Source organism: Shewanella sp. CG12_big_fil_rev_8_21_14_0_65_47_15 (genome assembly GCF_002783505.1).
GTDB lineage: Bacteria > Pseudomonadota > Gammaproteobacteria > Enterobacterales > Shewanellaceae > Shewanella.
The window spans coordinates 32,570-59,376 of the sequence record NZ_PFGL01000061.1 but is presented as its reverse complement, the minus strand read 5'-3'; the positions used below and the strand labels follow the sequence as shown (position 1 = coordinate 59,376).

The following is a 26,807-nucleotide window of genomic DNA, read 5'->3' as shown; positions in this document are numbered from 1 at the left end:
ACATTGGTATCTTCGCTCACGTTGACGCGGGTAAAACCACGACCACCGAGCGTATCCTTAAGCTAACCGGTAAAATCCATAAAATCGGCGAAGTTCACGATGGTGAATCTACTACTGACTTCATGGTACAGGAAGCTGAGCGCGGTATTACTATTCAATCTGCTGCCGTAAGTTGCTTCTGGAAAGATCACCGTTTCAACGTTATTGACACCCCTGGGCACGTTGACTTCACCGTTGAAGTTTATCGTTCTCTGAAAGTGCTTGATGGCGGTATCGGTGTATTCTGTGGTTCTGGTGGTGTTGAGCCTCAATCAGAAACTAACTGGCGCTATGCGAACGAATCTGAAGTTGCTCGTATCATCTTCGTAAACAAGTTAGACCGTATGGGTGCTGACTTCCTACGTGTTGTTAAGCAAACTAAAGACGTATTAGCGGCTAACCCACTGGTTATGGTTCTGCCAATCGGTATCGAAGACGAATTTACGGGTGTTGTTGACCTGTTAACTCGTAAAGCTTACGTGTGGGATGATTCTGGTTTACCAGAAAACTACACAGTAACAGACGTTCCTGCTGACATGGTTGACCAAGTTGAAGAATACCGTGAAATGCTGATCGAGACTGCTGTTGAGCAGGACGACGCAATCATGGAAGCTTACATGGAAGGTGAAGAGCCATCTATGGAAGACCTGAAGCGTTGTATCCGTGCGGGTACTCGTACTATGGCATTCTTCCCAACATACTGTGGTTCTGCTTTCAAGAACAAAGGTATGCAACTGGTTCTGGATGCTGTTGTTGATTATTTACCAGCACCAGATGAAGTTGATCCACAACCTTTGACTGACGAAGAAGGTAATGAAACTGGCGAATTCGCTATCGTTTCTGCCGATGAGCCATTAAAAGCATTAGCATTCAAGATCATGGACGACCGTTTCGGCGCCCTGACCTTCGTTCGTCTCTACTCAGGTCAACTGAAGAAGGGTGACACCATCCTGAACAGCGCGACTGGTAAGACTGAGCGTATCGGCCGTATGTGTGAAATGTACGCTGATGACCGTATCGAAATTGAATCTGCTCAAGCTGGCGACATTATCGCTATCGTGGGCATGAAGAACGTGCAAACTGGTCACACTCTGTGTGATGTTAAGCACCCATGTACATTAGAAGCCATGGTGTTCCCAGAGCCAGTAATCTCTATCGCAGTTGCGCCAAAAGATAAAGGCGGTTCTGAGAAAATGGGTATCGCTATCGGTAAGATGATCGCTGAAGATCCATCATTCCGCGTAGAAACTGACGAAGACTCAGGTGAAACCATCCTTAAAGGTATGGGTGAACTTCACTTAGATATTAAAGTAGACATCCTGAAGCGTACTTACGGTGTTGAGCTGATCGTAGGTGAGCCACAAGTGGCCTACCGTGAAACCATTACTCAAATGGTTGAAGACCAATACACCCACAAGAAACAATCTGGTGGTTCTGGTCAATTCGGTAAGATTGAATATATCATCCGCCCAGGTGAGCCAAATACAGGTTTCGTATTCAAATCTTCAGTTGTAGGTGGTAGCGTTCCTAAGGAATTCTGGCCTGCAGTTGAGAAAGGTTTCGCGAGCATGATGAACACTGGTACTATCGCTGGCTTCCCAGTGCTAGACGTAGAGTTCGAATTAACTGACGGTGCATACCACGCAGTTGACTCATCAGCCATCGCGTTCGAAATCGCTGCTAAAGCGGCATTCCGTCAGTCTATCGCTAAAGCTAAGCCACAACTTCTTGAGCCAATCATGAAAGTTGACGTGTTCAGCCCAGAAGACAACGTGGGTGACGTGATCGGTGACTTAAACCGTCGTCGCGGCATGATCAAAGACCAAATCGCAGGCGTGACTGGTGTTCGTATCAAGGCTGACGTACCGTTATCAGAAATGTTCGGTTACATCGGTTCACTACGTACAATGACTTCTGGTCGTGGTCAGTTCTCTATGGAGTTCTCACACTACACACCATGTCCAAACAGCGTATCTGAAAAAGTAGTTGCTCAAGTTAAAGAACGTAAAGCTGCTGAAGCTAAGAAGTAATTCTTAACTTACCTTAGCTAATAAAAACCGCTGTCGGCCCCTAGGCTAACAGCGGTTTTTTTATGGGGGAATACTTTGGTTGACGGTTGACGGTTGACGGTTGACGGTTGACGGTCCAAGAGTTCACCATTTACGCTTTCTGTTTGCTCAATTCCAGCAGAGCATTTGCTGCGGGAGTTAAAGGTAAGTTCTGCCGCCAAATTAAGGCTAAATCCCAAGTCAGCGCCGGTTGCATTGGTCTAAAGATAAGCTTGCTGTTGCTGAGTTTTTGGCAAATAGGTTCGGGTAATATAGCGAGTCCCATATCGGCTTCGACCATAGCCGCAAGAAAGTCCCATTGGCCACTGCGAAAGGCGATATTGAGTTGCACTCCAGCCTTACGACTCAGGCGATTGATTAACTTGGCGAGGGAGAAGTCCTCGTTATAGAGAATAAAGGGATAGGGTTCAAAATCCTGCCAGCTGAGATGCGACTTAGTGGCAAGCGGGTGACTATCGGGCAAGCAAGCTAAGAGGGGATATTTTGTCAGCGGCTGGTTGACTAGCTCAGTCTCATGGGTGGTTGGCAGTGCGGTAAAGGCGATATCTAAACTGTTATTCAGCAGCGCCTGCTCACAGCCAAAGCCGCCGTATTCATACATTTGCACTTCAACTCCCGGATAACGCTTACGATAGCTCGTCAGCAATCCAATAATTAAGCTGCTCATCATAGGGCATACCCCCAGTCTAAGCCGCCCCGATTTTAGGCCGCTTAAATTACTCATATCCTCCTGCAATCTATGCCATTGACCGAGGATTTCCCGGGCACTGTGTTCAAATAGCTGTCCCGCTTGGGTTAGCTCCACCTTTTGATTGTTACGGATCAGTAGGGTTTCTCCCAGGCTTTCCTCAAGCCTTTGGATGATCTTGCTGAGTGTCGGCTGAGTGATAAAGCATTTTTGAGCGGCGCGGGTGAAGTTTTCCGTTTCGACTAAGATCAGAAAGCATTGCAAGGTCTTGATTGGAATGTTCATGCTCAAATGGAATCCATTGTATGGCGTTAATTCATTTTACTGATGATGGCCTAAGTATTACTTTGAGCTTGTTAACAGAACAGGAGATTTACCAATGAAGTCAACATCAAGTTTATGGGTTGGTGCTTTGTGGCAGGCGGCTATACCTGAAACAAAGAATGTGCAAACAGCAAAGGCAACGCGAACCAGATTAACGGCTCCGGCGGGTGATTTGCATAAAGCAAAACAACAAGTAAACCCAGCCTAGGCTGGGTTTTTACTTTCTGCATTCTTCGCGCTTTTGGCTCTTTCCTGATCGTATTTTAGCTTTTTGATTTCCAGACCTTCCCGGCATTTAATTCTAAAACCTCATTTTCCCGAGGGGTTAGAAAGTCAAAAGCCATTGGGCGAGCAGTGGCTTTTGTGGGTAGGGGAGTGCAGTTTTATTGCGTTGAGAACTTATTATCGACTAGAGGCGCCTTGTTTTCTGCCTGTGCAACGTGGCACTGAGTACAGAAATAGTTATGGCCATTGAGCGTGCCTTTATCGTCGATAACGTGGGATTTCGCCACTGGAGTGGCTTTCATGCGTGGGGCTTTATCCCAGCTATGGCATGTTAAACAGCCATTCTTATCTAAGGTGATTTTGTAATCATCCTTATGGGGAATGAGCGGTGGTTGATCGGTAAAGCTGCGCTCTAACGCCTTGCCGCGGCTTGGGTAGACGGGCATTGCATCGGCGGGGCGAATATCCGTTACCGTGCTATCGCCGGCAAGGGATTTAATGTTTACGGGTGTGGCTTGAGTGTCTGCTTGTTGGCCTGAGCAGCCGCCGATGGCTAATACAATCGCAGCTAAGGTGAGTATTTTTTTCATTGGTCCTTCTCCGCCTTGGGGGCAATGTGTTGACGAATTGGTGAAGTGGTTGATGGCGACTGACAATCGGTCGAATCGCTTGTACTAAGTTGCGCCTGAGTGGCAGTAAAACGAGTTTGATAGCGAAATACGCGTTGTGCGCAGACATCGATACAGCGGCCGCATTGGGTGCAGTCAGGGTTTGATATCACCGGGTTTGGCCCCTTTAATGCGGGTTTTAATACCTGGCGTTCGGGGCAGACGGCAAAGCAGTCCATGCAGTTATCACAGACACTGGCCTTACTGGCAACGATCTTGATGGGGCTCCATTTGCCGATTAAACCGAACAGGGCGCCTGTTGGACACAAGTGACCACACCAAGCACGCTCGGCGATAAACAGATCCAGCAGAAATATTGCCGCTAAGATCCATAAACCACTGAGACTGCCAAATAGTACGGCGCGATAGACTAAGGGCACAGGGTTAACCCATTCCCAAATCAAGTTGCCCGTGAGCAGTGGCAATAACAACACGAGTGCCAGCAGGTAATAACGTAAATTACGCGGTAACTCGCTGGTGCGAGGAAGGTTCAATTTACGTCTGAGCCAGCTTGCGGTGTCGGTAACCAGATTGACTGGACACACCCAGCTACAAAACACCCTGCCACCGGCGAGGGCATAAAACAGTATGACCAAGGCGGCACCTATCAGTAGGTTAAGCTCGGGAATATGCCCGCTTGCCAGCATTTGTAAGCTCACCAGTGGGTCGGCAAAGGGAATGGTATCGAGCAGTAAACTGGCCGATAAATTACCCTTAAATAGCCAAACTCCCAAAAGTGGCCCCAGTGCAAATAGGCCTAAAAGCCCTAATTGCACCGCGCGGCGTAGCAGCAAATATTTGTGTGCGCCAAACCATCCGAGTTCTGCTATGGCTGCGGCATGTTCACCCTGCATTTGGGATTTTGCTTTTGAGTTCACTGTTTTTGTACTCATAAACTGATTGCTCATAACATCAGCCCCTTATTCAACATCTCTAAGGTGGTTTCCTCGGTGTTGATATAAGTGTCATGCGCCGCCGCTTTACCGAGCGCCAGAGCGGTAGGTAACACCTTAATCGCGGCCGTGTCGAGCACGCAGGCATGCTCGCATTTACCGCAACCCGTACAGGTATCGCTGTTGACTGTGGGTAAAAACATGGCGTGGTGATCGCTATGTTGATTGCGTTGGCGTTCTAAGGTGATGGCATTGTCGATTAACGGACAAACCCGATAACAGACGTCACAACGTAATCCCTTAAAGTTTAGGCAGTTTTTCTCATCTATCAGTACCGCAACACCCATCTTAGCATCGCTAATTTGCTCAAGTTGAGGGTCAAGCGCGCCCGAAGGGCAGGCTTTGATGCAGGGAATATCCTCACACATTTCGCATGGAATGCGTCTTGCGGTAAAGAATGGCGTGCCAGTGGCGGCGCCATCAAACCAGCGTGCCAGTGATAGAGTGTCGTAGGGACAAGCTTCGACACACAAACCGCAACGCACACAGGCGGAGAGAAAATCGCTTTCTTCAAGGGCGCCCGGCGGTCTGCAAGCTTGGGGGGCGAGTTGGCCTTGGCTTTTTGCCGTGGCCGTCAAGCCTAATCCCACGAGCCCCATCACGCAGCCAGCCTTAGCCGTCGTTGCCAAAAACTGGCGACGGTTGACTTGCTTGACTGTGAATGGACGCTTAACTTGCTGACTCACCTTAGACTCCTTAATCGCTTTCAAATACGCTTATCGCTATCAAATGAGGCTTAGGCCTTCATCACTTTTACGGGACACTTCTTAAAGTCAGTTTCTTTTGACAGTGGATCGGTCGCATCCAGAATCAACTTGTTGACTAACTGACGCGCATCGAAGAAGGGCATAAACGCGACGCCGCGTGGCGGTTTGTTACGGCCTTTGGTTTCGACACGGGTTTTGACCTCACCACGGGGAGATGCCACTATCACTTCATCTCCACGTTGCAGACCACGGGCCTTAGCGTCTTCAGGATGCATAAAGATTTGAGCATCGGGATAGGCGCGGTATAGCTCAGGTACACGGGCGGTCATCGAACCTGTATGCCAATGTTCGAGCACACGGCCGGTAGACATCCACAGATCGTATTCTTCATTTGGCTCTTCTGCTGCAGGCTCGTAGGGCAGGGCGAAAATCACCGCTTTGCCATCGGGTTTGCCGTAGAACTTGTAGCCTTCACCCGCCTTCACATAGGGATCGCTACCTTCAACGAAGCGGCGCAGGGTTTCTTTGCCCTCAACTACTGGCCAGCGTAGGCCGCGGGTTTCGTGGTAACGGTCAAAGTCGGCTAAGTCATGGCCATGGCCGCGACCGAAGGCGGCGTATTCTTCGAAGATGCCTTTCTGTAGATAGAAGCCAAAGTGCGCGCTTTCATCGTTTAAGTCACCCTTACAATCTGTGGTTGGGAACTTGTTGATGACGCCGTTGGCAAACAGCACTTCATAAAGCGTTTTGTCAGCGTATTCAGGTTGCTTGGCGATAAGCTCAGCGGGCCACACTTCAGACACTTTAAAGCGTTTTGAGAACTCGACTAATTGCCACAGATCCGATTTAGCCCCTTCTGGCGCTTTGACCTGTTGATGCCACATATGGGTGCGGCGCTCGGCGTTACCGTAGGCACCTTCTTTCTCAACCCACATGGCGGTGGGCAGAATTAAGTCGGCGGCCATGGCGGTGACGGTTGGGTATGGATCGGATACCACGATAAAGTTTTCTGGGTTACGGAAACCGGGGTAAATTTCATCGTTGATATTCGGACCCGCCTGCATATTGTTGGTACACATGGTCCAATAGCAGTTGAGTTTACCGTCTTTGAGCATGCGGCTTTGCAGCACGGCATGGAAGCCGGGTTTTGGCGGAATGGTGCCCTCTGGTACCTGCCACACTTTTTCTGTGATGGCGCGGTGTTTATCGTTGGCCACTTCCATATCTGCGGGTAAGCGGTGGGCGAAGGTGCCGACTTCACGGGCAGTACCACAGGCCGAAGGTTGACCCGTTAATGAGAATGGGCTGTTACCTGGGGTGGCGATTTTGCCTGTGAGTAAGTGGATGTTGTAGAGCATGTTGTTTGCCCACACCCCACGAACGTGCTGGTTGATCCCCATGGTCCACAGACTCATGACTTTGACCTTAGGATCGGCATAGGCCTTAGCTAAGGTTTCTAATTTTTCGGGTTCGACACCACTCATTTTCGCCGCATATTCCAGCGTATAAGTGCTGACAAACTTAGCATATTCTTCGAAGCTGATAGGGCTAGACTTACCATTGCCTGGGTTTTTGGCTTTCTTCTCTAACGGATGATCTGGACGCAGACCATAACCGATATCATCCACACCGAGGGCAAACTTAGTATGTTTAGTCACAAAATCGGTATTCACGGCTTTGTGTTGGATGATGTAGTTAGCGATAAAGTTGAGGATCACTAAGTCTGACTGTGGACGGAACACCATAGGGTTGTCTGCTAAGTCGAAACTGCGGTTCTCGAAGGTGGATAGCACATGTACGCGGCAGTCTTTGTGGCTTAAGCGGCGGTCGGATAAACGTGCCCACAGGATCGGGTGCATCTCGGCCATATTGGCACCCCAGAGCACAAAGTGATCGGCGGCTTCTAAGTCATCGTAACAACCCATCGGCTCGTCGATACCGAAGGTACGCATAAAGCCACCTACGGCCGATGCCATACAGTGGCGGGCGTTAGGGTCGATATTGTTGGTTAAGAATCCGGCCTTATGTAATTTAGAGGCGGCATAACCTTCCCAGATGGTCCATTGGCCCGAGCCAAACATACCGACTGAGGTTGGGCCCTTAGTGGCGATGCTGTGTTTCCATTGAGCGGCCATAGTATCGAAGGCGACATCCCAGCTTACTGGGGTAAACTCGCCTTCTTTGTGGTATTTGCCGTCTTTCATCCGCAGCAGCGGTGCGGTTAATCTGTCCTTGCCATACATGATTTTCGACAGGAAGTAACCCTTAATACAGTTCAAACCACGGTTAACAGGGCTTTCGGGATCGCCCTTAGTGGCAACGACTTTACCCGCTTTGGTACCGACTAATACGCTACAACCCACACCGCAAAAACGGCAGGGAGCTTTATCCCACTTAATATTATCTGACTCGGCGGCTTCGACCATCTTCACGGGAAGCGTGACGCCAACGGCCGTGGCAGCGGCAACCGCTGCGTTAGCCTTGAGAAACTCGCGGCGGCTAATGCTCATAGTGTTTCCTCACTCTCTTTTTCTAACAGTTCTTGTTCTAGGGGTTCTACTTGGTGGTAAATCAAACTGGCGGATAACACGCCGGACAGGGCATTGATGGCTTCAACATTGTCGAGAATGGCTTTTTGGCTATTCCCTTCGAGGGTGATGACCAACTTACCTTCTGGGGAAATGGCGTGGATATCGCAACCCTTTAATGCGGCAATATCGGTCTCAACCTGTTGTAAGGCATTGGGGGCTGCATGTACCACAAGGCTGGTAACATGGTATTCCTGACTCATAGCGGGTGACCTTTAAGTGGTGTTCACTCAGTTGCTGGAGATAAAAAGTGGGGCAGCCGAGTGCAGATACAAGCGAGTCTAGACCTGATAAAAATTGTGGGTATACCTCCGAAGAGGTATTGAAAGGGATAGTCGATCCTGATCAAAGTTTTACGCGTGATCTAACTCTCAGTTTGAAATTTAAGCAGCTAATTTCTTTGATGCAGAACCAAGATTACCTACTGACCCGTGTGCTAATAGGGAAATTCCCTAGTCGAAAACAGGGGGTTCTCCGAATTTCGTCTTAGCTTGCTAGGGCTATGATGTATCAGGATTAACAAAAAGGAGGACGAGTATGAAAGTCCAATCCTGTATGACACCCGATGTCAGATGCATCAAGGCTGAGGAATCTCTTCTGCAAGCCGCAAAAATCATGTGGGAGGCCGATTGTGGTGCATTACCCGTTCTTAACAATGAGTTGCAAGTCATAGGTATGGTTACCGACCGTGATATCGCCATGGCGGGATTCATTCAGGGGCGACCTTTACGGGACATCTTGGTCAATGAAGCCATGTCTCAGTCTTTGGTCAGTATCGGCATCAACGACGAACTCTCAGTAGCAGAAGAACTAATGCAATCCAAGCAGTTGAGACGCCTTCCTGTGTTAGATAGCAAACAGCGGCAGGTCGGTATCCTATCCCTTAATGATATAGCTCGGGCTTACAAGGCCGACAGCGGTAAGATCATCAAAGCCAATGAGGTGGCCGATACCTTAGCGTCCGTTTGTACCCACAGAACTCTGGCGAAGGCTTCACCCATCGCCTGATCCCTTAACCCTATATAGGAGAAAGATTATGAACCTGTTTCCCACTCTCGGTACTGGTAGTCAATTGTCCCGCTGGGACCCCTTCAATGATATGGGCTCCTTCTATGACAGTTTGTTCAATGGCGGCTCGGCATTTCCTATGGAAGTACGTTGGAGCCCCTCCATGGATGTGTTGGAAAACGAGCAGGAAATCCTAGTGAAAATGGATGTACCCGGCATGGAACGCAAGGATCTGAGCGTTGAAATTGATGACGGTGCACTCGTTATTCGCGGCGAGCGCAAGCATGAAAAAGAAGACAAGGGTGACAACTATGTGCGCCTCGAAAGAGGCTACGGTAGTTTCCTGCGCAGTTTCCGTTTACCCGATTATGTCGACCAAGGTCATATCAAGGCCGAATGTAAGGATGGTCTGTTACAGGTCCATCTGAACAAAATACCTGGTATGAAAAAAGAAGTTAAAACCATTAGCATCAATTGAGGCTTTTGTGGTTATTAATCCTAAGATGCCATGCTTAAAGCATGGCATCTTATTGATGGATAAGACGTTATGCCACTAGGTATGACAAAGCAGTTTCACCCCCTTGAGCGCCGGATTGATGTTTGGCTAGGGGTTATTCCCCTCACCGTCCCCCCGATTACCTTGCCATCTAACCACCTACGGCCAACTTGGCAATTCAGCACCGCTATTTAGTGCAGATAATGCCGGATAAGTCGTTAACGTCAATGCTTATGCCATCGGATCTTCTATAATTACTAACTCTCTATACTAACCTTGGGTTTCGAAGGGCACAGCATGGTTGGTGATATGAATCAGACTCTGCTGGAGGAAAACAGCGAGGAATTGCGGGCCATTTTACAGGCTGCGGCCGATGTTATTGTTATTATTGACTATCGAGGCACAGTTCTGCATGTCAACTCGGCGCTTCAGAGCTTGTTCGACTACAAACCACAGGAGTTAATCGGGCAGAATATCTCGCTGTTGATGCCTGAGCCATACGCCAAAGAGCATGATGGCTATATTGACCGCTATCTGCAGACAAACGAAGCTAGAGTCATAGGTATCAATCGGGAATTGCTGGCGAGACGCAAAGGCGGCAGCCTGTTTCCCATTAACCTGTTGGTCAGTAGGGTCGAGGGCTTTCCTCGGTTTGTCGGCATTATCCGCGACATGTCCGAACAGGTGCTATTGGAAAGGGAAGCCCTGCAATCCTGCGAGATAGAGCGCAATCGTATCAGCCGCGAACTGCACGACGATCTTGGTCAAAATCTCACAGGGCAAGCCATGTTGGCGCGAGGATTGGCCAATCAGTTGCAAAAAGACGGTCATGTCCTATGGCAGCCATTGCTGAATTTGAGCGAAGCATTACAGCAGAATGTGAGAAGTATTAGAAATGTGATCAACGAGTTGGCCACGGTGGACCTGGAGGAACAAGGGCTAGACGTGGCGCTTAGGCGCTTTATCGACACATGCGACGGTTATGGTGAAACGCAAGTGCGGATGATATCCAACGGGAAGTGGGCCGTGGGGGATTATGGTGTAGAGGTTCAGTTGTATAGGATCGCCCGTGAAGCTGTGTATAACGCCTTGAAACATGCCGAGGCTAGCCTCATAGAACTGCGGCTCGAGCAAACGGCCGAACATCTCTGTCTGGATATCCAAGACGATGGCAAGGGTCTGTCACCGACGTTAACGATCCGCGATGGCCGATTGATCAAAAATGGTCAAGGATTACGCAATATCCACTTCCGTGCCCATATGATAGGCGCCAGATTGAACATTGAGTCCGCCGTCAATCGAGGCACCCACATCCAGTGCCTCTATACTAAGCCACAGCACAGTGACAACACAGGACAAGGGTATGAATAGAATATTGCTGATCGATGATCACCCGGTTTATCGCCGCGGTATGGCTTCACTGATAGAGGTAGAGGCGGATCTGCAATTATGCGGTGAAGCAGAATCTGTGTCTGAAGCGCAGCGCTTGGTGCATGAGCTTAAACCCGATGTGCTGGTGGTGGATCTCAACTTGGGGGAAGGCTGTGGTCTGCAACTGATCAAAAGTGTCCGCGCCCAGGACATCCACACACCCATCCTAGTGATTTCCATGTATGAAGAAAACCTGTTTGCCGAACGGGTGATCAGGGCCGGCGCTAACGGCTACATCAACAAGGCTGAAGCTGTCACCAATATTGTGCCCGCCATCCGCCAAGTACTGAAGGGGAAGTTGTATCTCAGCACTGTGATGGCTGAGCAGTTGCTTCGCAGTCAATTGCAGGGGCAAAGCGACGTGAACTCCCCCTGTGAATCTAGACTGTCGGATCGCGAGATGGAAGTTTACATGATGCTGGGACAGGGTTATGCCACTAAGCGGATCGCCGTAGAGCTACATCTGAGCACTAAGACGGTAGACTCCCACAAGGAACATATTAAGGAAAAACTCTGCATCGCCGACAACAACAGTCTGATCCGACACGCCATGGCCTGGGTGATGGAAATATGATCCCCGAATGGCAAGCCAGACCCCGACATTAGTCCACTATTTAGCAGATGTTGTTCTGGATAGGAAATGACCCTATATTCTCGCTGCCATTTTGCTCCTATATTTACATTCAATTATCTATGCCGCAGTAATGTATGAAGCAGATTAGCTAGTATTTCTATTGGAATGTTTTTATAAGCTGAATTGCGTCAGCATGAGCAGATAGGGGGATTATTTTAGAGACAAAAAAACCGACGCTAAGGTCGGTTTGTATCTCTTAAAGAGATGGTACCAGTGGCCAGACTCGAACTGGCACGCTTTTAAGGGCGGCGGATTTTGAATCCGCTGTGTCTACCGATTTCACCACACTGGCATTGCTAAATTGCACTTAGATTCAACAAAAACAACTGGCTGGCTCTAAGTGCTGGGAATTATACCTTTGCCCGTGACAATGGCAAGCTCTTTTAGGGTGACATGTATGCAAATTATATTTAACCGCTCAAAAATCAGACTCTTGAATTTACTCCGCGCCATGGGAAAGCAAAAACTGCGTGTATTCCTTATCGCTTTTCTGAATATGGTTAACCAGCCAGGACTTCAAGAAGGCCATCAGTTCATCGGCAACATCTTCTCCTCGGCCAACCCGCTTCTGGAAATCAAGCACTTGACCGACAAGTTGCCCGTGCTTCTCTTTATGACTCGCGGTTTGGGGATAACCGAAACGAGCAAATAACTCTTCCTCATAGGAAAAATGGTTTGCGGTGTAATCCACCAGCCCTTGAACTATGCGTTTTATCGCCTCAAGACCATAGGCTTCACTTAGGGTGCGATGTAGTTCGTTAATCAGTGAGACTAAACGCAGGTGCTGACGGTTAATTTCAGGCATGCCGATATCAAGCTCGGGTCCCCATTTTACAAAGAGTTTGCTCTGTGCTTGGCTGGAGTTAAATAAGTGGGCATCTACATGGAATCGATGTAAGAGGGAACCAATCTCCTGCGACATATTATAAATCTTCAGACTCGATAGATTAGTGTCGTTGGTATGATGGGCATTTTTTAACGCTAACTCGGCCATTACACTGATATTTTTGTTAATTTCCTCTGCTACCGCATGTTGTTGCTCTGAGGCTGTGGCAATTTGATGGGACATATCGGTAATGGCTTCGACCTGGGTGACTATATCACCGAGGGCGGTGTGGGCTTGCCCAACCATGAGTGCGGTTTCATCGGCAATTGTGACATTTTTTAGCATCACTTCAACGCCTTGGTTGGCACCCTTCTGCAAGGCGGCAATTTGTTGTTGGATTTCGATTGTGGCTTCGGATGTCCGTTTGGCGAGATTACGGACTTCATCTGCGACAACCGCAAATCCACGGCCATGTTCACCGGCTCTAGCACTCTCTATCGCCGCATTCAAGGCGAGTAGATTAGTTTGTTCGGCGACTTGGGAGATGGTTTCTATGATGCTACTGATGTTATTGCTATCGGCCGCTAGGTGTTCAATAACGTTTTTAGTTTGGTGAATTTGTTGGGTCATATCTTTGATTTTATGGACGATAGTACCCATTATCCGATCGCCGTGTTTTGCTGAGCTTTGTGCTATATCGGCCGCTTTTGCTGTGCTTAGCGCATTTTGTGACACTTCTTGTACCGTTGAAACCATCTGCGTCATTGCCGTTGCGGCAAGTTCAGTCTGACGTTCCTGCTCTAGCACACCCTGTTTGGCTTGTTCACTGATCTGTTTGATATCGGAAGCGACCTTTTTCATCCATTCGCAGGTGTCTACCAGCGATAAAATGGTGCGACTCACGTCTTCTCCCATTCTATTAATGCTATGCACGACACTAATAAACACCCCCGCCTCTTTTTCATCTAGCTGATAGCTTAAGTCGCCATCACCTAAATGGCGGGCGGCATGTTCGAGTAAACCTAGGCTGTGGATGAGTTTATTGATGTTAACAATTAGAATAACAGCCAGCACGAGCAAGCACAGGAGGGCAACAATATCTTGGCTGATAACTAAACAGTAAAGAGGATAAGCCAGTAATATCAGTGGTGCAAAAATGGAACTGTATCCCATCGTTCCCTTTTGTATTCGGGTATTGGCCATTTGGGGCTCCTTCAAACATGTGCACGGGCTTAAGCATAGGCACAGATCTTAGAATCATATTGCGATTGATATGTAATCCTAGCTGCTAACTCAATACGGAACAAAGTTAAATTCCTTGAACTCCCCCTAAATTCACTAGACCCTAAATTTGACACTCGTCACATAGTTAAGCGGGAGTTGCAATTTTGTTTGGTAGCGTCGAATTTTTATTGATCAGGATCAGTATTTCCATCCCTGAAGGCAGCTAGTTTAGAGGGGACTTCACAGGAAAGAGGATTTCAATCATGGCATTTTGGTTAGATTTAATGTTTGGTAACCCTATAGGTTTACTCTCAATGATCGTTATCTTTAGCACAATAGGGATAGTCTCATATATCACTTGGATGTTTATTGTGAAGTCGGCACAACAGCCGTAGTTTTTGCTTCCATTTGTTTATTCTGTTCTTTGTAAAAATTGCACATTATTATGGGGGTCTAGATACCCCCATTTTTTATATTTAAATTTTACAAACTATATTAATTGCTTAACCAATTTTTTGACTAAGCTGCATGTTTACGGTTCTGTACTAATCCATTCAAAAACTGTGGACGCGCCTTAATAAGATGCTGCATTTCTTCTTGGCTTGGCTCACCCGCTGGCAAACGTAAAACATCACGATTGAGATATATACGTGCCTTCATCGCAATTTTGTAATCGGCTGTAGGGCCTTGAATTGCGTAATGACGCTCATTGCCAAGGTGTTCCAAAATACAAGCATTGAGTAAGCTCTTCACCGCGGGTTCATTTTGCGGCAGAGTCAAAATGGTGGCGCCCTGTAAAAAGAATTCACGCAGTAACGCCCGTTCCGCACGGTCAAGAAGGTTAACTTTGGCTTCAATGGTCTCTGTGATACGCTTATCACTCAAGTGACGGATCGATTCGTCTAAGCCCAGATTTAACAATTGGCTGAGGAAATACGCGATAGCAATAATCAGACCTAGGCCGATAAAGTGGGCGTGTTCCGGCACAAATTTATCGAGGGCCAGAATAGCTAACGCATTGGATGGAAGCGATAATAAGACAGCACAGCTCACCATTAGCCAGAGCATGATTCTAAACATCATTTTCTTAGGGCTAAAAAACTTAACTGAATCCAGCTTGAGTTTAAACATAGTGTTATCCTAGTGACAAAAAATTGAACCTGTTGATGAGTAAGCAAATTTAGTGCCACAACTTAATTAAGACTTTTGGGATATTTCATATTGAGAAAATGCACAATTTGAGTCATGGAGTCTATGCTTATAGGCATCTCAAGCCGCTATTGTGTATAGAAAATTTAAGATGCTGACATTCTTTAGCCAATTTATTAAAAGTCCCATAGGCAGACATCTCACCTTGTCTATTATCCTCTTTAGCTCATTAATCACGTTAATGACTACGGCTTATCAACTGGTGAATGATTACCGCGGTGACGTTAGCCGTATCGATCGAGTTTTTTCGAATATCGAAAAGGCCAACCTCGATGTGCTGGCGGCGAGTATTTGGGTGATAGACGAGAGGCTAATCAATACTCAACTGAATGGTTTGATTCAACTACCTGATATTAATTACATTTCAATAAAAGACGACAGTGGCCAATCTTGGAATTCGGGTCAATTAAAGCAGGATCACGCACTCGATAAGCGCTTTCCCTTAGTCTATAAATCCCCAACAGAAAGCATTAACGTGGGTACGCTAGAAGTGCAGGCCGATATGGATGCGATTTATCAACGCCTGTACGATAAGGCGATGCTGATCTTGCTATCCAATGGTATAAAAACCTTCTTAGTTGCTGGGTTTATCCTCTTCTTGGTCTGGTATAACATCACTAAGCACTTGGATACACTCAGTAATTATTGTAAACGCATTAATCTTGACACTGACTATCAACCACTCCAATTTGAGCGTAAAGAAAAGGCCGATGAGTTTAAACAGGTGGCCGATGCCATCAACAGCATGCAACACCAGCTGCGTAGCTCTTTTGATGATCTTAAAAATTCTAAATCTGAGTTACAAACTGCCTTAGAAGACAGGGAACGCTTACTCAAGTTGGAGCGCAGTTATAAAGAAGAGTTAGCACGGCAAGTCAAAGAAAGGACTCTGGAATTAGAACAGTCTCTCACGGCATTGAAGCGTGCCCAGCAGGTATTAGTCGAGCAAGAAAAAATGGCGGCCTTGGGCGGGTTAGTCTCTGGGGTTGCCCATGAAATTAACACACCAATCGGCATATGTTTGACGGCTGCGAGCACTCAGTTAAGCCATATCGAAGAACTGATAGAGCTTATTCATAGCGACCAAGCCACACTCGATGAGATCAATGCTATTTTGGATGAGTATCAGGAAAGCTGTGAGCTTATCGTCCGCAATATCACTAAAGCCAGCGGCTTAATCCAAAAATTCAAAACGATTGCTATCGATCGCAGCCACGAAGAACATCAATGCATCAATCTAAAGGAACAGTTAAATGAGATTTTAGAATCGACTTTGATCATGTACCCCAATATCAATGCCAAAACACATATCTTAGCGGAACCTTCTCTGGAAATTAAAACAAATATTAGTCTTCTTAATCAAATTGTTAGTAATATTTTATCCAATGCTTTCACCCATGCATTTCAAAATAGGGAAGATAATCTCGTTGAAATCAGCGCGAGTATTGATGACAATTATGTCAATATAAGCATTCAAAACAATGGATTAGTAATTCCTGCCGACGTTGCGGAACATATGTTCGAACCCTTTTTTACCACCAATAGGAATAAAGGCGGTACAGGGTTAGGTTTATCGGCAGCCTTTAATGCCGCCACCTTATTGAAAGGCACTATGAGTTATCAAGCCGATTCGGCCCTTGGTGGCGCACAATTCAATATCCGTTTTCCCTTAGTACCCTGTGAGTTTGTGCAATTGGCGACCTAGCACTATTTAGTCATAGGTACCCGCTTGAGGATTACCCTAAAACAAACATCCACGGCAGTTGGCCGTGGATGTCAATACACTCTTCTTTCAATACTCTCTTCTTAGGATAGTGCTAAGACTCATTGGCCATTTGTGCCAATCGCGCCAGCACGCGGCTCGCGGCTACAAATCCAAAGGTACCCGTTACCATAGTTACAGCGCCAAAACCTGAGGCGCAGTCCATACGCATAGTGCCATCGGCCGTCGCCTTAGTGCTACACACAGTTCCGTCGGCTTGGGGATACACTAATTGTTCACTGGAAAATACGGCATCGACGGCGAAACGGCGCTGCACATTTTTTGAAAAATTATATTCGCGGCGTAGAATATTGCGAACTTTTGCAAGCAATGGATCTTGATAGGTTTTAGCAAGATCGGTTAGCTGGATTTGGGTGGGATCCGTTTGGCCGCCCGCACCGCCAACGGTAACGATTTTAATTTTTTGACGCTTGCACCAAGCGATCAGTGCTGCTTTTTGTTTAACCGCATCAATGCAGTCAACAACATAATCAATATTGCCCCCCGCCTTGGTGCCGAGCAAATAGTCACCTAGGTTGTCTATGGTAATAAAATCTTCAATTTCATTGACTTGACAATCTGGGTTGATCTCTCGGATCCGCTGCGCCATCACAGCCACTTTCGATTCACCAATGGTTGAAGTCAGCGCATGGATTTGACGATTGGTATTAGTGACACAAATATCATCTAAATCAATCAGAGTCAGTTGACCTATGCCGCTACGCGCTAAGGCTTCAGTGGCCCAAGTACCTACACCACCGATACCAATCACTACTACATGGGACTGGGCAAATTTTGCTAACGCCTTTTGCCCGTACAAACGGCCAATTCCACTAAAGCGATTTTGATAGGCTTCAGTCATAAATGCGTACCTTATATCGACCAACAACAGCAAAGAAACCCACTCTTACTCACCTTGGGGCTAGGACCTAAAAACACTAGGGCACACTAAAAAGCGCCGTGAATTCTAAACGATTTAGCGTGAAAATCGAAATCAATCTCCCAAATCCACACTAAAGATGCATAGCGATACGAATACCGCGCAAATGTAATAAATGAAGATAGGCTGCATAGCACTCGGGTTATTCTAGTGAAAAATCATTATTTCATTGTTTTTTCTTTGTAAAACAATATGTTGAAATACACCGTCTTTTTGTGGAAGTTGATCTTGATCACACTTTTCATTCAAAAGCCTGTGCACACTTCGCAGCACAAAAGCTCAACCACTTGCTGCGGATAACCTGGTTTAACCGCGCATAAAACAGCGACATAAGAACAGGAAACTGAAGATGAAAAAGAATCTGCTCACGACAGCCATCACCTCTTGCCTCGCATTTTGCTCATTCACTGCGCTCGCAGACGGTCCAGAGTTTTATGGCCATGCCGATTTGAGTATTACCGACTCAGAAAAGGGTTATGCCACTCAAAATCAAAAAGATGGCACTGTGCTTGAAAACAACTTCTCCTGGGTAGGTGTAAGGGGGGCCGAAACCCTAAGCCCGTATTTTGACATCATTTACCAAATGGAGTTTGGTGTTGAAAACTTTGATAACTCAAATAAAACCTTTAATGCTCGTAATACTTTCCTCGGGGTAAGAAGCGTAGCGGGTACGGCGTTAGTCGGCCGTAATGACACAGTCTTTAAGGCGGCGGAAGGTAGCTTCGATCTTTTCGGTAACACCAATGCCGATATCGATTTGTTGGTTGCAGGTCAAACACGTTCGGCCGATGGCATTTCTTACTACTCTCCCCAAATTGCCGACTTGATCACCCTAAACGCGACTTATCTGATGAGTGATAACTATGATCAAGTAGATAGCAATGGCAATGATGTCTACAGCAAAGATCAAATGTACGCCCTGAGCGCCACTTTAGGGGATAAAAGTCTTAAAACACAAAACTACTATGTTGCCGCCGCATACAATGATGGCATTGAGAACGTAGAAGCCTATCGCGGAGTCGCTCAAGTCAAGTTTGGTGATTTGATCTTAGGGGCGTTATATCAGCACAGTGAACATGTGGATGATAAATTCGCTAATCTGTCCGGTGACACCTACTTTGTTAACGCTGCCTACCTGATTGGCGACCTTAAATTGAAAATGATGTACGGCAAAGATGACTCTGGTTTAGGTAAATATGTGAGTCGTTATGTGGGCGATCAGAACAATGCAGGATTAGAACAAGTGAGTGATGTTGACCTGCAACAGTTCAGTGTGGGTGCCGATTATCGACTTAGCACTAAGACTATGGTCTATGGTCATTACACTCGCTTTGATGGTGACCTTATGTTAGATGGTACTTTGCAAGACTTAGATGACAATATCTTCACTGTTGGTTTACGTGTTGATTTTTAAATAGATTAATTAGTTTAAACCGAAATAAATTTTGATAAAAAAGCGGCTTATGCCGCTTTTTTTTATGCGCAGCTTTGCAAATCCCACTCATTGAGCCCCTATATGGCAAACTTGCTACAACATTAGTATATGCTACAGTTAGCCTCGCCGACTCACTTGGGCCTTGGCGCCTTATCTACCTCTTTAGTAGTAAGTGAAACACGCCGTTTTACCACTTTCACGTCAATTTGCGGTCGAGATATACGGAAATATCCTAAAAAAGCCCGAATGCGGACAAGGAGAGCCAAAAATATGATCTGCACCACAGCCTGCGAGTCGTAAAACTGTAAAAATCGGCGGCAACTTTGTTACCGATTTCAGTAGCAAATGTTTTAAACCACACAAAAACCATGAAAAATGGATAAGAACTTAGGTTCGAGGGAGCACAAAACATGAAAAAGACATTCATCTCTGCATCAGTTGCATCAGTACTGGCATTGGCTTCATTCGGTGCGCTAGCCGAAGGCCCAAGCTTCTATGGTCGTTTAGAGCTTGCTGTCACCAATACTGAAACCGGTGCGACTCTACAAGGTGGTACTAACGGTGTTGATCTGGGCGAAAGCGGCACTTATTTAGAAAACAACTTTTCTCTATTAGGTGTTAAAGGCACAGAAAAAATTGCCGATGGCTTCGAAGCTATCTATCAAATGGAATTCCAAGTTGAAAACACTTCAGGTACTGGCGATGTTTTCAAAGCCCGTAATACTTATTTAGGCTTAAAAACTAACGCAGGTACTGTGTTAGTCGGCCGTAACGATACCGTATTTAAACAAGCCGAAGGTAACGTCGATTTATTCGGCAATACCAACGCCGATATCGACCGTCTAGTTAGTGCACAAACCCGTAGCGCTGACGGCGTATGGTACTACTCACCAAAAATCGCAGGCTTAGTCACACTGAACGCGACTTATCTATTCGATGATAACGACACTACTGCAAAAACCTCTGAAAGCTTATATGCATTAAGTGCGACATTAGGTGATAAAGGCTTTAAAGATCAAAACTACTATGTTGCAGTAGCCTATAACAAAGGCATTGCAGGCGTTGATGCCTACCGTGGTGTGGCTCAAGTTAAATTCGGCCAATTTAAAGTCGGCGGTTTATTTCAACAATCTGAAGACATCGTTAACAATGACATTGACGGCAATACTTACTTCGTGAACGTTGCCTATGATCTAAACGGTGTAAATTTGAAGGCCGAATACGGTGTTGACGAAGCTGGTTTTGGTAGCTACTACAAAAACCTCGGTGGCGTAAAGGGTGCCGATGACATCAACGTTCAAAACTTCAACATCGGTGCTGACTACCGTTTATCTAAATCAACTATGGTCTATGGCCAATACGCTATGTATACAGGCGATTATAAAGATGTGGGCGGCGCAACTGTTGATCTGAAAGACGACAACGTAGTTTCTTTCGGTGTACGTTACGACTTCTAATGTCCCCTAGGACATTGATAGAAGTAAACCAATATTGATGTTATGCCATTCGCTTAAGGGCGAATGGCATTTTTATGGGTTGTTTTTGATCGGAAGTGAGTTATTAAAAGTAACTTACTGGAAGAGTCTTGCTGAAAGAACCTAGCTTAATCCTGCGCAATTAGAATTCAGTCTTACGACCTTCATAGGTTGCACACATTTGCTGAGCCAGAACCTCATCATAGGGGCGTAGGCCGCTCATCACTAATGTCTTAATGCCTGTACCTACTAAGGTATCACCACTGTGCAATTCAAAGTGCAGAGTCACATCACCACGTTTGCCATCGATCTGCAGATCTTGGCCTACGAGGGAGAGGGTGACTTCTACAAAATCGAGGGTGCTGAGGTCGAAGGACATGCTTTCGTAAATCACTAAGGGACGTTCTGGATTGATCATCACTTGATGTTGTTTCATCAGGGGGATCAAGATATCGATAAAGTTGTGCCCAGAAAACGCCACATAACTGCGGATAAAGGATTCGGTCTGCGCATCGCAGCAGCTGACATCACCTTGTCGGGTCACATTGAGATAGGTTTTCTCTCGGCTATCACAAATCGAAAAATGCCCATTCACTTGTTCTGGGAATTGTAGCTCGACACCATCCCCTACCATGCCCGCAAAGCTAAATTTCATGCTTTGGCTTAAGCCATACTGGGTTAACACTAAGGCAAACAACAAATCACCCGGAACACAAAAACGCTTAGCGCCTACGTCGTGAATGGGATTAAAGTCCTGCGCAATTTTCTTCGCGAAGTCACTGGCTTGTTGGGCTGAAACGGAAATAGCTTGATTTTGCTTGGAAAAATAAGGCGCTAGAAACATATAAACTCTATTTTGAATGGCTCAATATAAGGGGTGATAACAATTTTATCACGAGTCTACCTTAATTTAGGTATTTAACTCACCCGATGACTTGAGCACAAGGAGGCCGTACAAAGTAACATTATGGTGATATTTGTAAAGCTAATCGGGTATAGGTTCCGTTTATTCCCCTTCATATCACCACTAGGCAGTGCCGCAAGGGGCGTTTCTAAACCCTATTGAATTCACGCTTCAATTGAAAACCATCGTCCGTCACTAATTGTTCTAGCACTTCAACTCGACGACGTAGGTTTTCTAACTCGGCCCTTAATACTTGGTTTTCTACGGCTTGCGCACTATTTGCGATGCTTTGCTTCTCACGAATTTTCATAATTGCCACTATATAGCCACCGACAATGGCGAGTATGGGAATAAGTAAGGCAAGCGTTCCTGGATTCATAATAGGGTTCCTTTATTTATTAGGTCGTTGTTATCGCTGAGTCTGAATGACAATCAGAGCATGGAAATAAGTATGCTTAAGTTAAGGTTAATCCACCAGTGACAAAAGTCACTAGGTTTGGCTAAGCATTTCCCTCTCCAATACCTTGCCAGTTGGTTTTACGGATAACACTCACAATACAGACATCTTATTAGTCGAGCGCGAATGGGTAAAATGTATTTGATAGCAGACATTAATATCCAGTTAGCTCCATATAACCCGTACCAGTATGGCTGCCAGAGAGTTGCACTGGGCCTTCCCAGTAGGGCGTCGATAATGGCATGGCGCTATTTGGATTGAGCGGGGTGATAGTGAGATCGATATTCTCGCTGGGGATCTTAACTTGCCAGCTGACGGGATAGTCGCCATTGACTGTGTGTTGCCATTTAAGAGGCATCATCTGAATGCCATTGGGCTTGTCATGGAAATTGCCAGTGGAACTGATATTACGCCCCGTGCCATCGGCAAACATTCTTCTGGCGCTATAAAAGGCCGAGATAGGCGTATTCTTTGTGGACTCTGCTGGCGACTGATCCCGTAACTGAAATAACATCAGCGTCGAGCTATCGTTTAACCTGAGGGCGAACCAATCCCACCCCTGTTGCGTTTTAGTGAGAAATTGCGAACTCCATTCCCTGTCGAGCCAGCCTTGGCCTGTGACTCGCTCCACTTTGCCATTACGGTTGATTTCACCTGAGATTTCAATAAAGGGTTGGCTGTAATAGTAGGAGGCCACTTGGCCATCGCGACTTTTAAGGCTATAGCCGTTAACGCCTTGGTATTGAAGTGGCGCTTGGCTATTCAGCTTAAGCCGGTAGCTAAAATCAGGGTTCTCCACCGTTAAGGTGGCGGGAAAGAGGGCATTGGTTTCGCTCTGCCAGCGCCAGTTATCGAGGCGGATTTGATAGGGGTTTAACTTAACCTCGGCAAACTCGCTATGGCGGCGCGACCATTTTTCGTGGGCGAGGTGAGCATTACTCGAGGTTAATGCGCTGTGGGCCAAATAAAGCTGCTGAGTCGCCCAACTGGATTCACTTTTGGGCGTTGCAGCAGTTGTTTGCGGAACTATTGTTTGCAAATCTGTGGGATTAAGGGCAACTCTAAACTGCGTCCACTGGGCGCCGAGTTGCTCACCTGTTTCTGTGGTTAAATTGGCGGTCAGATACCACCATTCTTGACGAAAGTGATTGTGCGCTAAGTGATCCCGTGGGAATGTAAATCGATAACCGGGAACAACAGGGGCAAAGGCCAAATCATCTTGATTAGTAGAGGTTTTCCCCACCACATTAGCCATAGATTTGGATTGAGTATTTTGGGTCGATGGCGTTTTATCGCAGCCGCCGAGAAGCATTAAGCCCACCACTGCCCACATAATACTGTTCAGATTGAATGTTTTCATCACAGTGTCTCCTGCTGCAGACTGGCGACCAGAGGTTTACGGGTTTGCCAATATAGCGGCAAAAGCACGGCTAAGGTGCAGGTGATTAAGGCAATCAGTATGGCATTACCGTAAGCTTGCCAATCCCAAATCATTTTTATCGTCCAGCCAAAGGCTTGCAAGGTGATCTTGTTGATGAGCAGGTAACCTAGCAGCGCGCCCGTTGGCATAGCGAGCAGGCAAGTGATCAGCACCACAATCAGCATCTGCATAAACACCATGCCGCGCAGCGCATTACGACTCACACCTAGGGAATACAGCCGTGCCAGTGGCGCCTGCCTTGCCTGAGTCAACATTAAACAGGCACTAAAGAGGCCAATCGCGGCGACAATCAGCGTCAAACTATTTAACACTAAGGTAATCGAAAAAGTCCGCTTAAACATGGCGATAGCTTGGGTTTTAATCTTAGTTTGGCTGTAGATTTGCGCTTGGGATAAACCTAATTCGCTTGCCAGTTGGATTTGCAGTTCATCGAGCTGTGCTTCACTTATCTTGCTGCCCTGCGCGTCACCATGAAAACTCGCCGCCAAGCTGACTGGCAGCACAGGTAATTGTGCTTGTTGCCATAGCGGTTGACTGATAATCACCTCGTTGCGGGTATTGCCGTGGTCATAATAAATGCCACCGATGATAGCTTGGTTGTTACCCGTTTTTTCTAGCACATCCAAGGACACGCTATCGCCAAGTTGCAATTGATATTTGATGGCGAGGGGTTCGCTCACTAAGATAACGGGCGCATTAAAGTAGGATTGCCACAGAGTAGGCAGGCTTTCCTTCAGTACACTGGTGTGGCGAATCGAATAGTCATCACGGCTGAGTAGGCTTATTGGAATCGCCTGTTCGCTCGGATTATCCGTCGATGCTGGGAGTGAAAGCTGGGCTTCAATCTGCCACTGCTGATAAAGACCGCTGACTCTCGGATCCTGCATCAGCTGGGTTTGAATCGTGTCGATGCGCTGGCTCGGTGGGCGAATATAGAGATCGGCATGCAAGCGGGTTTCTAGCCAAGTGCGCAGGGTTTGCTCGAAGCTCCCCACTAGGGTGTTCATCGACACATTGGCACTGAGTGCCAGTAAGATCGCCATCATAGCGAGGGAGAGTGGTGCGATAAGCTCGCGGGTTTCGGCGAGCAGATATTGCCAAAGTCCGGGACGCGCCAAGGGCATTAAGGCACTGACGCCCCAATGCAATAATTGCGGCAACAACAAGGGAATCGCGATGGCGACGATACCGAGCAACACTAGGCTGATGTTATAGCTTTGGCTGAAGGGAAACAGCAGCGCCGCTAAGGCCAATAAGCCGCAGGCTAAGGCAAATTGAATATTATGGGTTTTGCGGTGCGCCTGCATTTGCTGATAACGATTCGCCCCTTGGGCCAATGCTTGGCGGGTAAGATCTAAATACAAGGGCAAGCAAGCCCCGAGCGCGGCGATTAAGGTGAGAGCTATCGCCTCAAAAAGCCAAGTCCATTGCCAAATTCCGGGGAGCAAGTGGGCGCCATACATTTGCTCTAGGGTCATGGCAACCATAGGTTGCAGCCAGTGGCTGAGTTGTAAACCACTGATAAAGCCCAGACTTGAGCCTATGATCACCAGCAAGATTAATTCGAACATCAGCGCTGTCATCAAGGCGCGGCGCTCGATTCCCTGTTGTAATAATTGCACTAACAGTTTTTGCCGTTTCATCAGGCTGTAACGCACACCGTTATAGGCGATAAAGAGGCCGACAACGAAGGCTAACATGCTCATGGCATTGAGATTAAGGTGAAAACTGCGGGTCAACGCTATTAGCGCTTGACCTTGATCCTGCTGACTAAAGCTGGCCTTTTGCGGCGTGATACCCAGAGTGCCGAGTTGGGATTTTAGCTTAGGTAAGTTTTCCCGCTCGCTGAATATGGCGATATAGCTTAATCGACCCTGCATATTCAGCAATTGCTGGGCGAGGGAAATATCGGCCAAGATGGCGCTGCCGAGGCCAAAACTGTCATCAATTGCAATAACATCTAAGGTGCTATTTTCTAAAACAAGTTTACCGTCAGGTGCCACTTTGGCGGCTAGGCTGCGGCTCATTATTACTGTGGCTGCACCGCTGAGCAGATCCGCAAGCGGCAGGTCTTTCATCTGCGGCGAGGTGGCTGACTGCGTGTTACTCGAATCGCTATGTCTCGATTTTTGTAGCGTTAATGCGGCAATCAGATCGCTGCCTTCCAGTTGCCAAAACTGACCATTCTTACCGGAGATTTTGCCATTCACCACGGCGAGACTCTGACTCAATCCGGCTCGTCTTAAGGCGAAATAGACAGATTCATCTAAGGTGTTTTGTCCAAGGGGCGGCGTGAGTAACACATCGGCGCGCTGGCTCAAAAGCTCAGTGGCATCGCTATAACTGCGCACGGCATTGTCGTTGGTCGCTTTAACCCCAATCAGTAGCGTCACGGCCAAGGCGATACCGAGCAGGATGGCACCTGCTTGTATGGGCGCATGGCGATAATGGGCGATAAACACCTTTAGGCTGATCCACGTTAACCTAAGCCACGCCAGCCTCAGCCAAGTTAACTTATGCCCAGTTTGTTTAAGTCCCGTCTGCTTCAGTTCTGTTGGCTTAAGTTCTGTTTGTTTAAGCGTTGTGGGTGTCGCCTTAGTGAGCGGTTTATTGTTCATAGATAGCGACTGCACCTTGGGATAAGTGCCAACGTTTTTGCATAAAGGCAGCGCATTCTTCGCTGTGGGTGACCATCAAGATACTGGTTTGGCTTTCCCTTGCCAGTTCGCACAGTAATGCCATGACTTGCTTACCCGACACATCATCTAAATTACCCGTAGGTTCGTCGGCCAGCAGTAAGGTCGGTTTATGGGCCAAGGCGCGGGCGATGGCAACCCGCTGTTGTTGACCGCCGGACAGGGCTTCAACTGGGCGGTGAAGTAGTGGCATCAGCCCAAGTTTTTCAACCAGATAGTCACACCAAGCTGACCACGGCTGCGCGGTTAAACTTAAGGAGAAGGCGATATTGTCTTTCACGTTGAGTGGCGTGAGTAAGTTAAATTGCTGGAACACGACGCCTAAGGCATTGCGCCTGAAACGGCTCCACTCTTTATCTTGCCAAGTTGAGGTGGATGCTTGTTCTAGTAGGATTTCGCCCGAGTCTGGCATTTCAAAACCGGCAATGAGATTGAGCAAGGTGCTCTTACCGCTGCCGCTGGGACCCGTGAGCGCGACGGTTTCGCCCCTATGGATCTGCAGATCGACCGTTTGCAGCACTCGATGATATTGCTCGCCATCGCGAAAGCCCTTGCTGACTTGGTTAAGCTTAGCGACAGGATTTAGTGTGGCGACGTCGACCATTGAG

The 26,807-nt window shown here is 47.1% G+C and carries 24 protein-coding genes and 1 tRNA gene; 10 read left to right on the top strand and 15 right to left on the bottom strand.

Annotation, left to right across the window (positions count from 1 at the left end; genetic code table 11):
• The first annotated feature begins 2 nt into the window (after positions 1–2).
• Positions 3–2,069, top strand: coding sequence for an elongation factor G (fusA, locus tag COW15_RS16355; protein WP_293633788.1), 2,067 nt, complete (start codon positions 3–5; stop codon positions 2,067–2,069).
• Positions 2,070–2,199: 130 nt separating this feature from the next.
• Here fusA and COW15_RS16350 read toward each other — a convergent pair whose 3' ends face one another.
• Positions 2,200–3,081: a LysR family transcriptional regulator gene (locus COW15_RS16350; protein WP_293633786.1), complete on the bottom strand. Its 882-nt coding sequence runs from the start codon at positions 3,079–3,081 to the stop codon at positions 2,200–2,202.
• Between the two features lie 94 nt (positions 3,082–3,175).
• On the opposite strand from COW15_RS16350, the gene COW15_RS16345 reads away from it, so the two are divergent.
• Positions 3,176–3,328 carry a hypothetical protein gene (locus tag COW15_RS16345; RefSeq protein ID WP_293633784.1) on the top strand — a complete coding sequence of 51 codons (153 nt, stop codon included), beginning with the start codon at positions 3,176–3,178 and terminating at the stop codon, positions 3,326–3,328.
• Between the two features lie 175 nt (positions 3,329–3,503).
• Here COW15_RS16345 and napB read toward each other — a convergent pair whose 3' ends face one another.
• From napB to COW15_RS16320, 5 genes are read right to left on the bottom strand one after another with little or no spacing between them, the layout of a single operon-like run.
• Entirely contained in the window at positions 3,504–3,935 is a 432-nt protein-coding gene (gene napB, locus COW15_RS16340; RefSeq protein WP_293633782.1) for a nitrate reductase cytochrome c-type subunit NapB, read from the bottom strand.
• A complete protein-coding gene (gene napH, locus COW15_RS16335; RefSeq protein ID WP_293633780.1) occupies positions 3,932–4,906 on the bottom strand; it encodes a quinol dehydrogenase ferredoxin subunit NapH in 975 nt (324 codons plus the stop codon). The genes napB and napH overlap by 4 nt, the downstream gene beginning before the upstream one ends.
• An 11-nt stretch (positions 4,907–4,917) precedes the next feature.
• A complete protein-coding gene (gene napG, locus COW15_RS16330) occupies positions 4,918–5,652 on the bottom strand; it encodes a ferredoxin-type protein NapG (RefSeq protein WP_293633778.1) in 735 nt (244 codons plus the stop codon).
• 50 nt (positions 5,653–5,702) lie between these two features.
• Positions 5,703–8,183, bottom strand: coding sequence for a nitrate reductase catalytic subunit NapA (napA, locus tag COW15_RS16325; protein ID WP_293633776.1), 2,481 nt, complete (start codon positions 8,181–8,183; stop codon positions 5,703–5,705).
• On the bottom strand, positions 8,180–8,464 hold the full coding sequence (locus COW15_RS16320) for a chaperone NapD (RefSeq protein ID WP_293633774.1): 285 nt from the start codon (positions 8,462–8,464) through the stop codon (positions 8,180–8,182). Before COW15_RS16320 ends, napA begins: the two co-directional genes overlap by 4 nt.
• Positions 8,465–8,798: 334 nt before the next feature.
• Here COW15_RS16320 and COW15_RS16315 point away from each other — a divergent pair, with 334 nt between their 5' ends.
• The 4 genes from COW15_RS16315 (at position 8,799) to COW15_RS16300 (ending at position 11,770) form a co-directional block, all read left to right on the top strand.
• Positions 8,799–9,269 carry a CBS domain-containing protein gene (locus COW15_RS16315; RefSeq protein WP_293633772.1) on the top strand — a complete coding sequence of 157 codons (471 nt, stop codon included), beginning with the start codon at positions 8,799–8,801 and terminating at the stop codon, positions 9,267–9,269.
• Positions 9,270–9,297: 28 nt separating this feature from the next.
• Positions 9,298–9,747 carry an Hsp20/alpha crystallin family protein gene (locus COW15_RS16310; protein WP_293633770.1) on the top strand — a complete coding sequence of 150 codons (450 nt, stop codon included), beginning with the start codon at positions 9,298–9,300 and terminating at the stop codon, positions 9,745–9,747.
• Between the two features lie 327 nt (positions 9,748–10,074).
• Positions 10,075–11,136, top strand: a complete 1,062-nt coding sequence (locus COW15_RS16305) for a PAS domain S-box protein (protein WP_293633768.1) — start codon at positions 10,075–10,077, stop codon at positions 11,134–11,136.
• Positions 11,129–11,770 carry a response regulator transcription factor gene (locus COW15_RS16300; RefSeq protein WP_293633766.1) on the top strand — a complete coding sequence of 214 codons (642 nt, stop codon included), beginning with the start codon at positions 11,129–11,131 and terminating at the stop codon, positions 11,768–11,770. Before COW15_RS16305 ends, COW15_RS16300 begins: the two co-directional genes overlap by 8 nt.
• 265 nt (positions 11,771–12,035) lie before the next feature.
• Here COW15_RS16300 and COW15_RS16295 read toward each other — a convergent pair.
• A tRNA-Leu gene (locus COW15_RS16295) sits at positions 12,036–12,122 on the bottom strand.
• Between the two features lie 147 nt (positions 12,123–12,269).
• Positions 12,270–13,859 carry a bacteriohemerythrin gene (locus COW15_RS16290; RefSeq protein ID WP_293633764.1) on the bottom strand — a complete coding sequence of 530 codons (1,590 nt, stop codon included), beginning with the start codon at positions 13,857–13,859 and terminating at the stop codon, positions 12,270–12,272.
• 284 nt (positions 13,860–14,143) lie between these two features.
• On the opposite strand from COW15_RS16290, the gene COW15_RS16285 reads away from it, so the two are divergent.
• The gene (locus tag COW15_RS16285; RefSeq protein ID WP_007644900.1) at positions 14,144–14,275 is read left to right on the top strand and encodes a DUF3149 domain-containing protein; all 132 of its coding nucleotides are present in this window, start codon (positions 14,144–14,146) and stop codon (positions 14,273–14,275) included.
• 124 nt (positions 14,276–14,399) lie between these two features.
• Here the strand turns inward: COW15_RS16285 and COW15_RS16280 are convergent, their stop codons facing one another.
• Positions 14,400–15,011, bottom strand: a complete 612-nt coding sequence (locus tag COW15_RS16280; protein WP_293633762.1) for a superinfection exclusion B family protein — start codon at positions 15,009–15,011, stop codon at positions 14,400–14,402.
• Between the two features lie 169 nt (positions 15,012–15,180).
• Between COW15_RS16280 and COW15_RS16275 the strand changes: the two genes are divergently transcribed.
• The gene (locus tag COW15_RS16275) at positions 15,181–16,794 is read left to right on the top strand and encodes an ATP-binding protein (protein WP_293633760.1); all 1,614 of its coding nucleotides are present in this window, start codon (positions 15,181–15,183) and stop codon (positions 16,792–16,794) included.
• 112 nt (positions 16,795–16,906) lie between these two features.
• Here COW15_RS16275 and tcdA read toward each other — a convergent pair whose 3' ends face one another.
• A complete protein-coding gene (gene tcdA, locus COW15_RS16270; RefSeq protein WP_293633758.1) occupies positions 16,907–17,713 on the bottom strand; it encodes a tRNA cyclic N6-threonylcarbamoyladenosine(37) synthase TcdA in 807 nt (268 codons plus the stop codon).
• A 427-nt stretch (positions 17,714–18,140) separates the two neighbouring features.
• Between tcdA and COW15_RS16265 the strand changes: the two genes are divergently transcribed.
• The gene (locus COW15_RS16265; protein ID WP_293633756.1) at positions 18,141–19,205 is read left to right on the top strand and encodes a porin; all 1,065 of its coding nucleotides are present in this window, start codon (positions 18,141–18,143) and stop codon (positions 19,203–19,205) included.
• Positions 19,206–19,636: 431 nt separating this feature from the next.
• Positions 19,637–20,683, top strand: coding sequence for a porin (locus COW15_RS16260; protein ID WP_293633754.1), 1,047 nt, complete (start codon positions 19,637–19,639; stop codon positions 20,681–20,683).
• 160 nt (positions 20,684–20,843) lie between these two features.
• Here COW15_RS16260 and COW15_RS16255 read toward each other — a convergent pair whose 3' ends face one another.
• From COW15_RS16255 to COW15_RS16235, 5 genes are all read right to left on the bottom strand, one after another.
• Positions 20,844–21,545 (bottom strand): DUF3581 domain-containing protein, encoded by a 702-nt coding sequence (locus COW15_RS16255; protein ID WP_293633752.1) that lies wholly within the window; start codon positions 21,543–21,545, stop codon positions 20,844–20,846.
• 208 nt (positions 21,546–21,753) lie between these two features.
• Positions 21,754–21,984, bottom strand: coding sequence for a hypothetical protein (locus COW15_RS16250; RefSeq protein WP_293633750.1), 231 nt, complete (start codon positions 21,982–21,984; stop codon positions 21,754–21,756).
• A gap of 232 nt (positions 21,985–22,216) precedes the next feature.
• Positions 22,217–23,422, bottom strand: a complete 1,206-nt coding sequence (locus COW15_RS16245; RefSeq protein WP_293633748.1) for a lipocalin-like domain-containing protein — start codon at positions 23,420–23,422, stop codon at positions 22,217–22,219.
• Positions 23,422–26,121: an ABC transporter permease gene (locus tag COW15_RS16240; RefSeq protein ID WP_293633746.1), complete on the bottom strand. Its 2,700-nt coding sequence runs from the start codon at positions 26,119–26,121 to the stop codon at positions 23,422–23,424. The genes COW15_RS16245 and COW15_RS16240 overlap by 1 nt, the downstream gene beginning before the upstream one ends.
• Positions 26,111–26,803 carry an ABC transporter ATP-binding protein gene (locus COW15_RS16235; RefSeq protein ID WP_293633744.1) on the bottom strand — a complete coding sequence of 231 codons (693 nt, stop codon included), beginning with the start codon at positions 26,801–26,803 and terminating at the stop codon, positions 26,111–26,113. The genes COW15_RS16240 and COW15_RS16235 overlap by 11 nt, the downstream gene beginning before the upstream one ends.
• Positions 26,804–26,807: the final 4 nt, after the last annotated feature.

Excerpts from the sequence above, each read along its gene's own strand:
- COW15_RS16250 (WP_293633750.1), bottom strand. The coding sequence starts at position 21,984 with ATGAATCCAGGAACGCTTGCCTTACTTATTCCCATACTCGCCATTGTC.
- COW15_RS16260 (WP_293633754.1), top strand. The coding sequence starts at position 19,637 with ATGAAAAAGACATTCATCTCTGCATCAGTTGCATCAGTACTGGCATTG.
- COW15_RS16280 (WP_293633762.1), bottom strand. The coding sequence starts at position 15,011 with ATGTTTAAACTCAAGCTGGATTCAGTTAAGTTTTTTAGCCCTAAGAAA.
- COW15_RS16285 (WP_007644900.1), top strand. The coding sequence starts at position 14,144 with ATGGCATTTTGGTTAGATTTAATGTTTGGTAACCCTATAGGTTTACTC.
- COW15_RS16255 (WP_293633752.1), bottom strand. The coding sequence starts at position 21,545 with ATGTTTCTAGCGCCTTATTTTTCCAAGCAAAATCAAGCTATTTCCGTT.
- napA (WP_293633776.1), bottom strand. The coding sequence starts at position 8,183 with ATGAGCATTAGCCGCCGCGAGTTTCTCAAGGCTAACGCAGCGGTTGCC.
- napB (WP_293633782.1), bottom strand. The coding sequence starts at position 3,935 with ATGAAAAAAATACTCACCTTAGCTGCGATTGTATTAGCCATCGGCGGC.
- COW15_RS16310 (WP_293633770.1), top strand. The coding sequence starts at position 9,298 with ATGAACCTGTTTCCCACTCTCGGTACTGGTAGTCAATTGTCCCGCTGG.
- COW15_RS16345 (WP_293633784.1), top strand. The coding sequence starts at position 3,176 with ATGAAGTCAACATCAAGTTTATGGGTTGGTGCTTTGTGGCAGGCGGCT.
- COW15_RS16315 (WP_293633772.1), top strand. The coding sequence starts at position 8,799 with ATGAAAGTCCAATCCTGTATGACACCCGATGTCAGATGCATCAAGGCT.
- COW15_RS16235 (WP_293633744.1), bottom strand. The coding sequence starts at position 26,803 with ATGGTCGACGTCGCCACACTAAATCCTGTCGCTAAGCTTAACCAAGTC.
- COW15_RS16290 (WP_293633764.1), bottom strand. The coding sequence starts at position 13,859 with ATGGCCAATACCCGAATACAAAAGGGAACGATGGGATACAGTTCCATT.
- COW15_RS16240 (WP_293633746.1), bottom strand. The coding sequence starts at position 26,121 with ATGAACAATAAACCGCTCACTAAGGCGACACCCACAACGCTTAAACAA.
- COW15_RS16275 (WP_293633760.1), top strand. The coding sequence starts at position 15,181 with ATGCTGACATTCTTTAGCCAATTTATTAAAAGTCCCATAGGCAGACAT.
- napH (WP_293633780.1), bottom strand. The coding sequence starts at position 4,906 with ATGAGTACAAAAACAGTGAACTCAAAAGCAAAATCCCAAATGCAGGGT.
- COW15_RS16265 (WP_293633756.1), top strand. The coding sequence starts at position 18,141 with ATGAAAAAGAATCTGCTCACGACAGCCATCACCTCTTGCCTCGCATTT.
- COW15_RS16320 (WP_293633774.1), bottom strand. The coding sequence starts at position 8,464 with ATGAGTCAGGAATACCATGTTACCAGCCTTGTGGTACATGCAGCCCCC.
- tcdA (WP_293633758.1), bottom strand. The coding sequence starts at position 17,713 with ATGACTGAAGCCTATCAAAATCGCTTTAGTGGAATTGGCCGTTTGTAC.
- COW15_RS16245 (WP_293633748.1), bottom strand. The coding sequence starts at position 23,422 with ATGAAAACATTCAATCTGAACAGTATTATGTGGGCAGTGGTGGGCTTA.
- COW15_RS16305 (WP_293633768.1), top strand. The coding sequence starts at position 10,075 with ATGAATCAGACTCTGCTGGAGGAAAACAGCGAGGAATTGCGGGCCATT.
- COW15_RS16350 (WP_293633786.1), bottom strand. The coding sequence starts at position 3,081 with ATGAACATTCCAATCAAGACCTTGCAATGCTTTCTGATCTTAGTCGAA.
- COW15_RS16300 (WP_293633766.1), top strand. The coding sequence starts at position 11,129 with ATGAATAGAATATTGCTGATCGATGATCACCCGGTTTATCGCCGCGGT.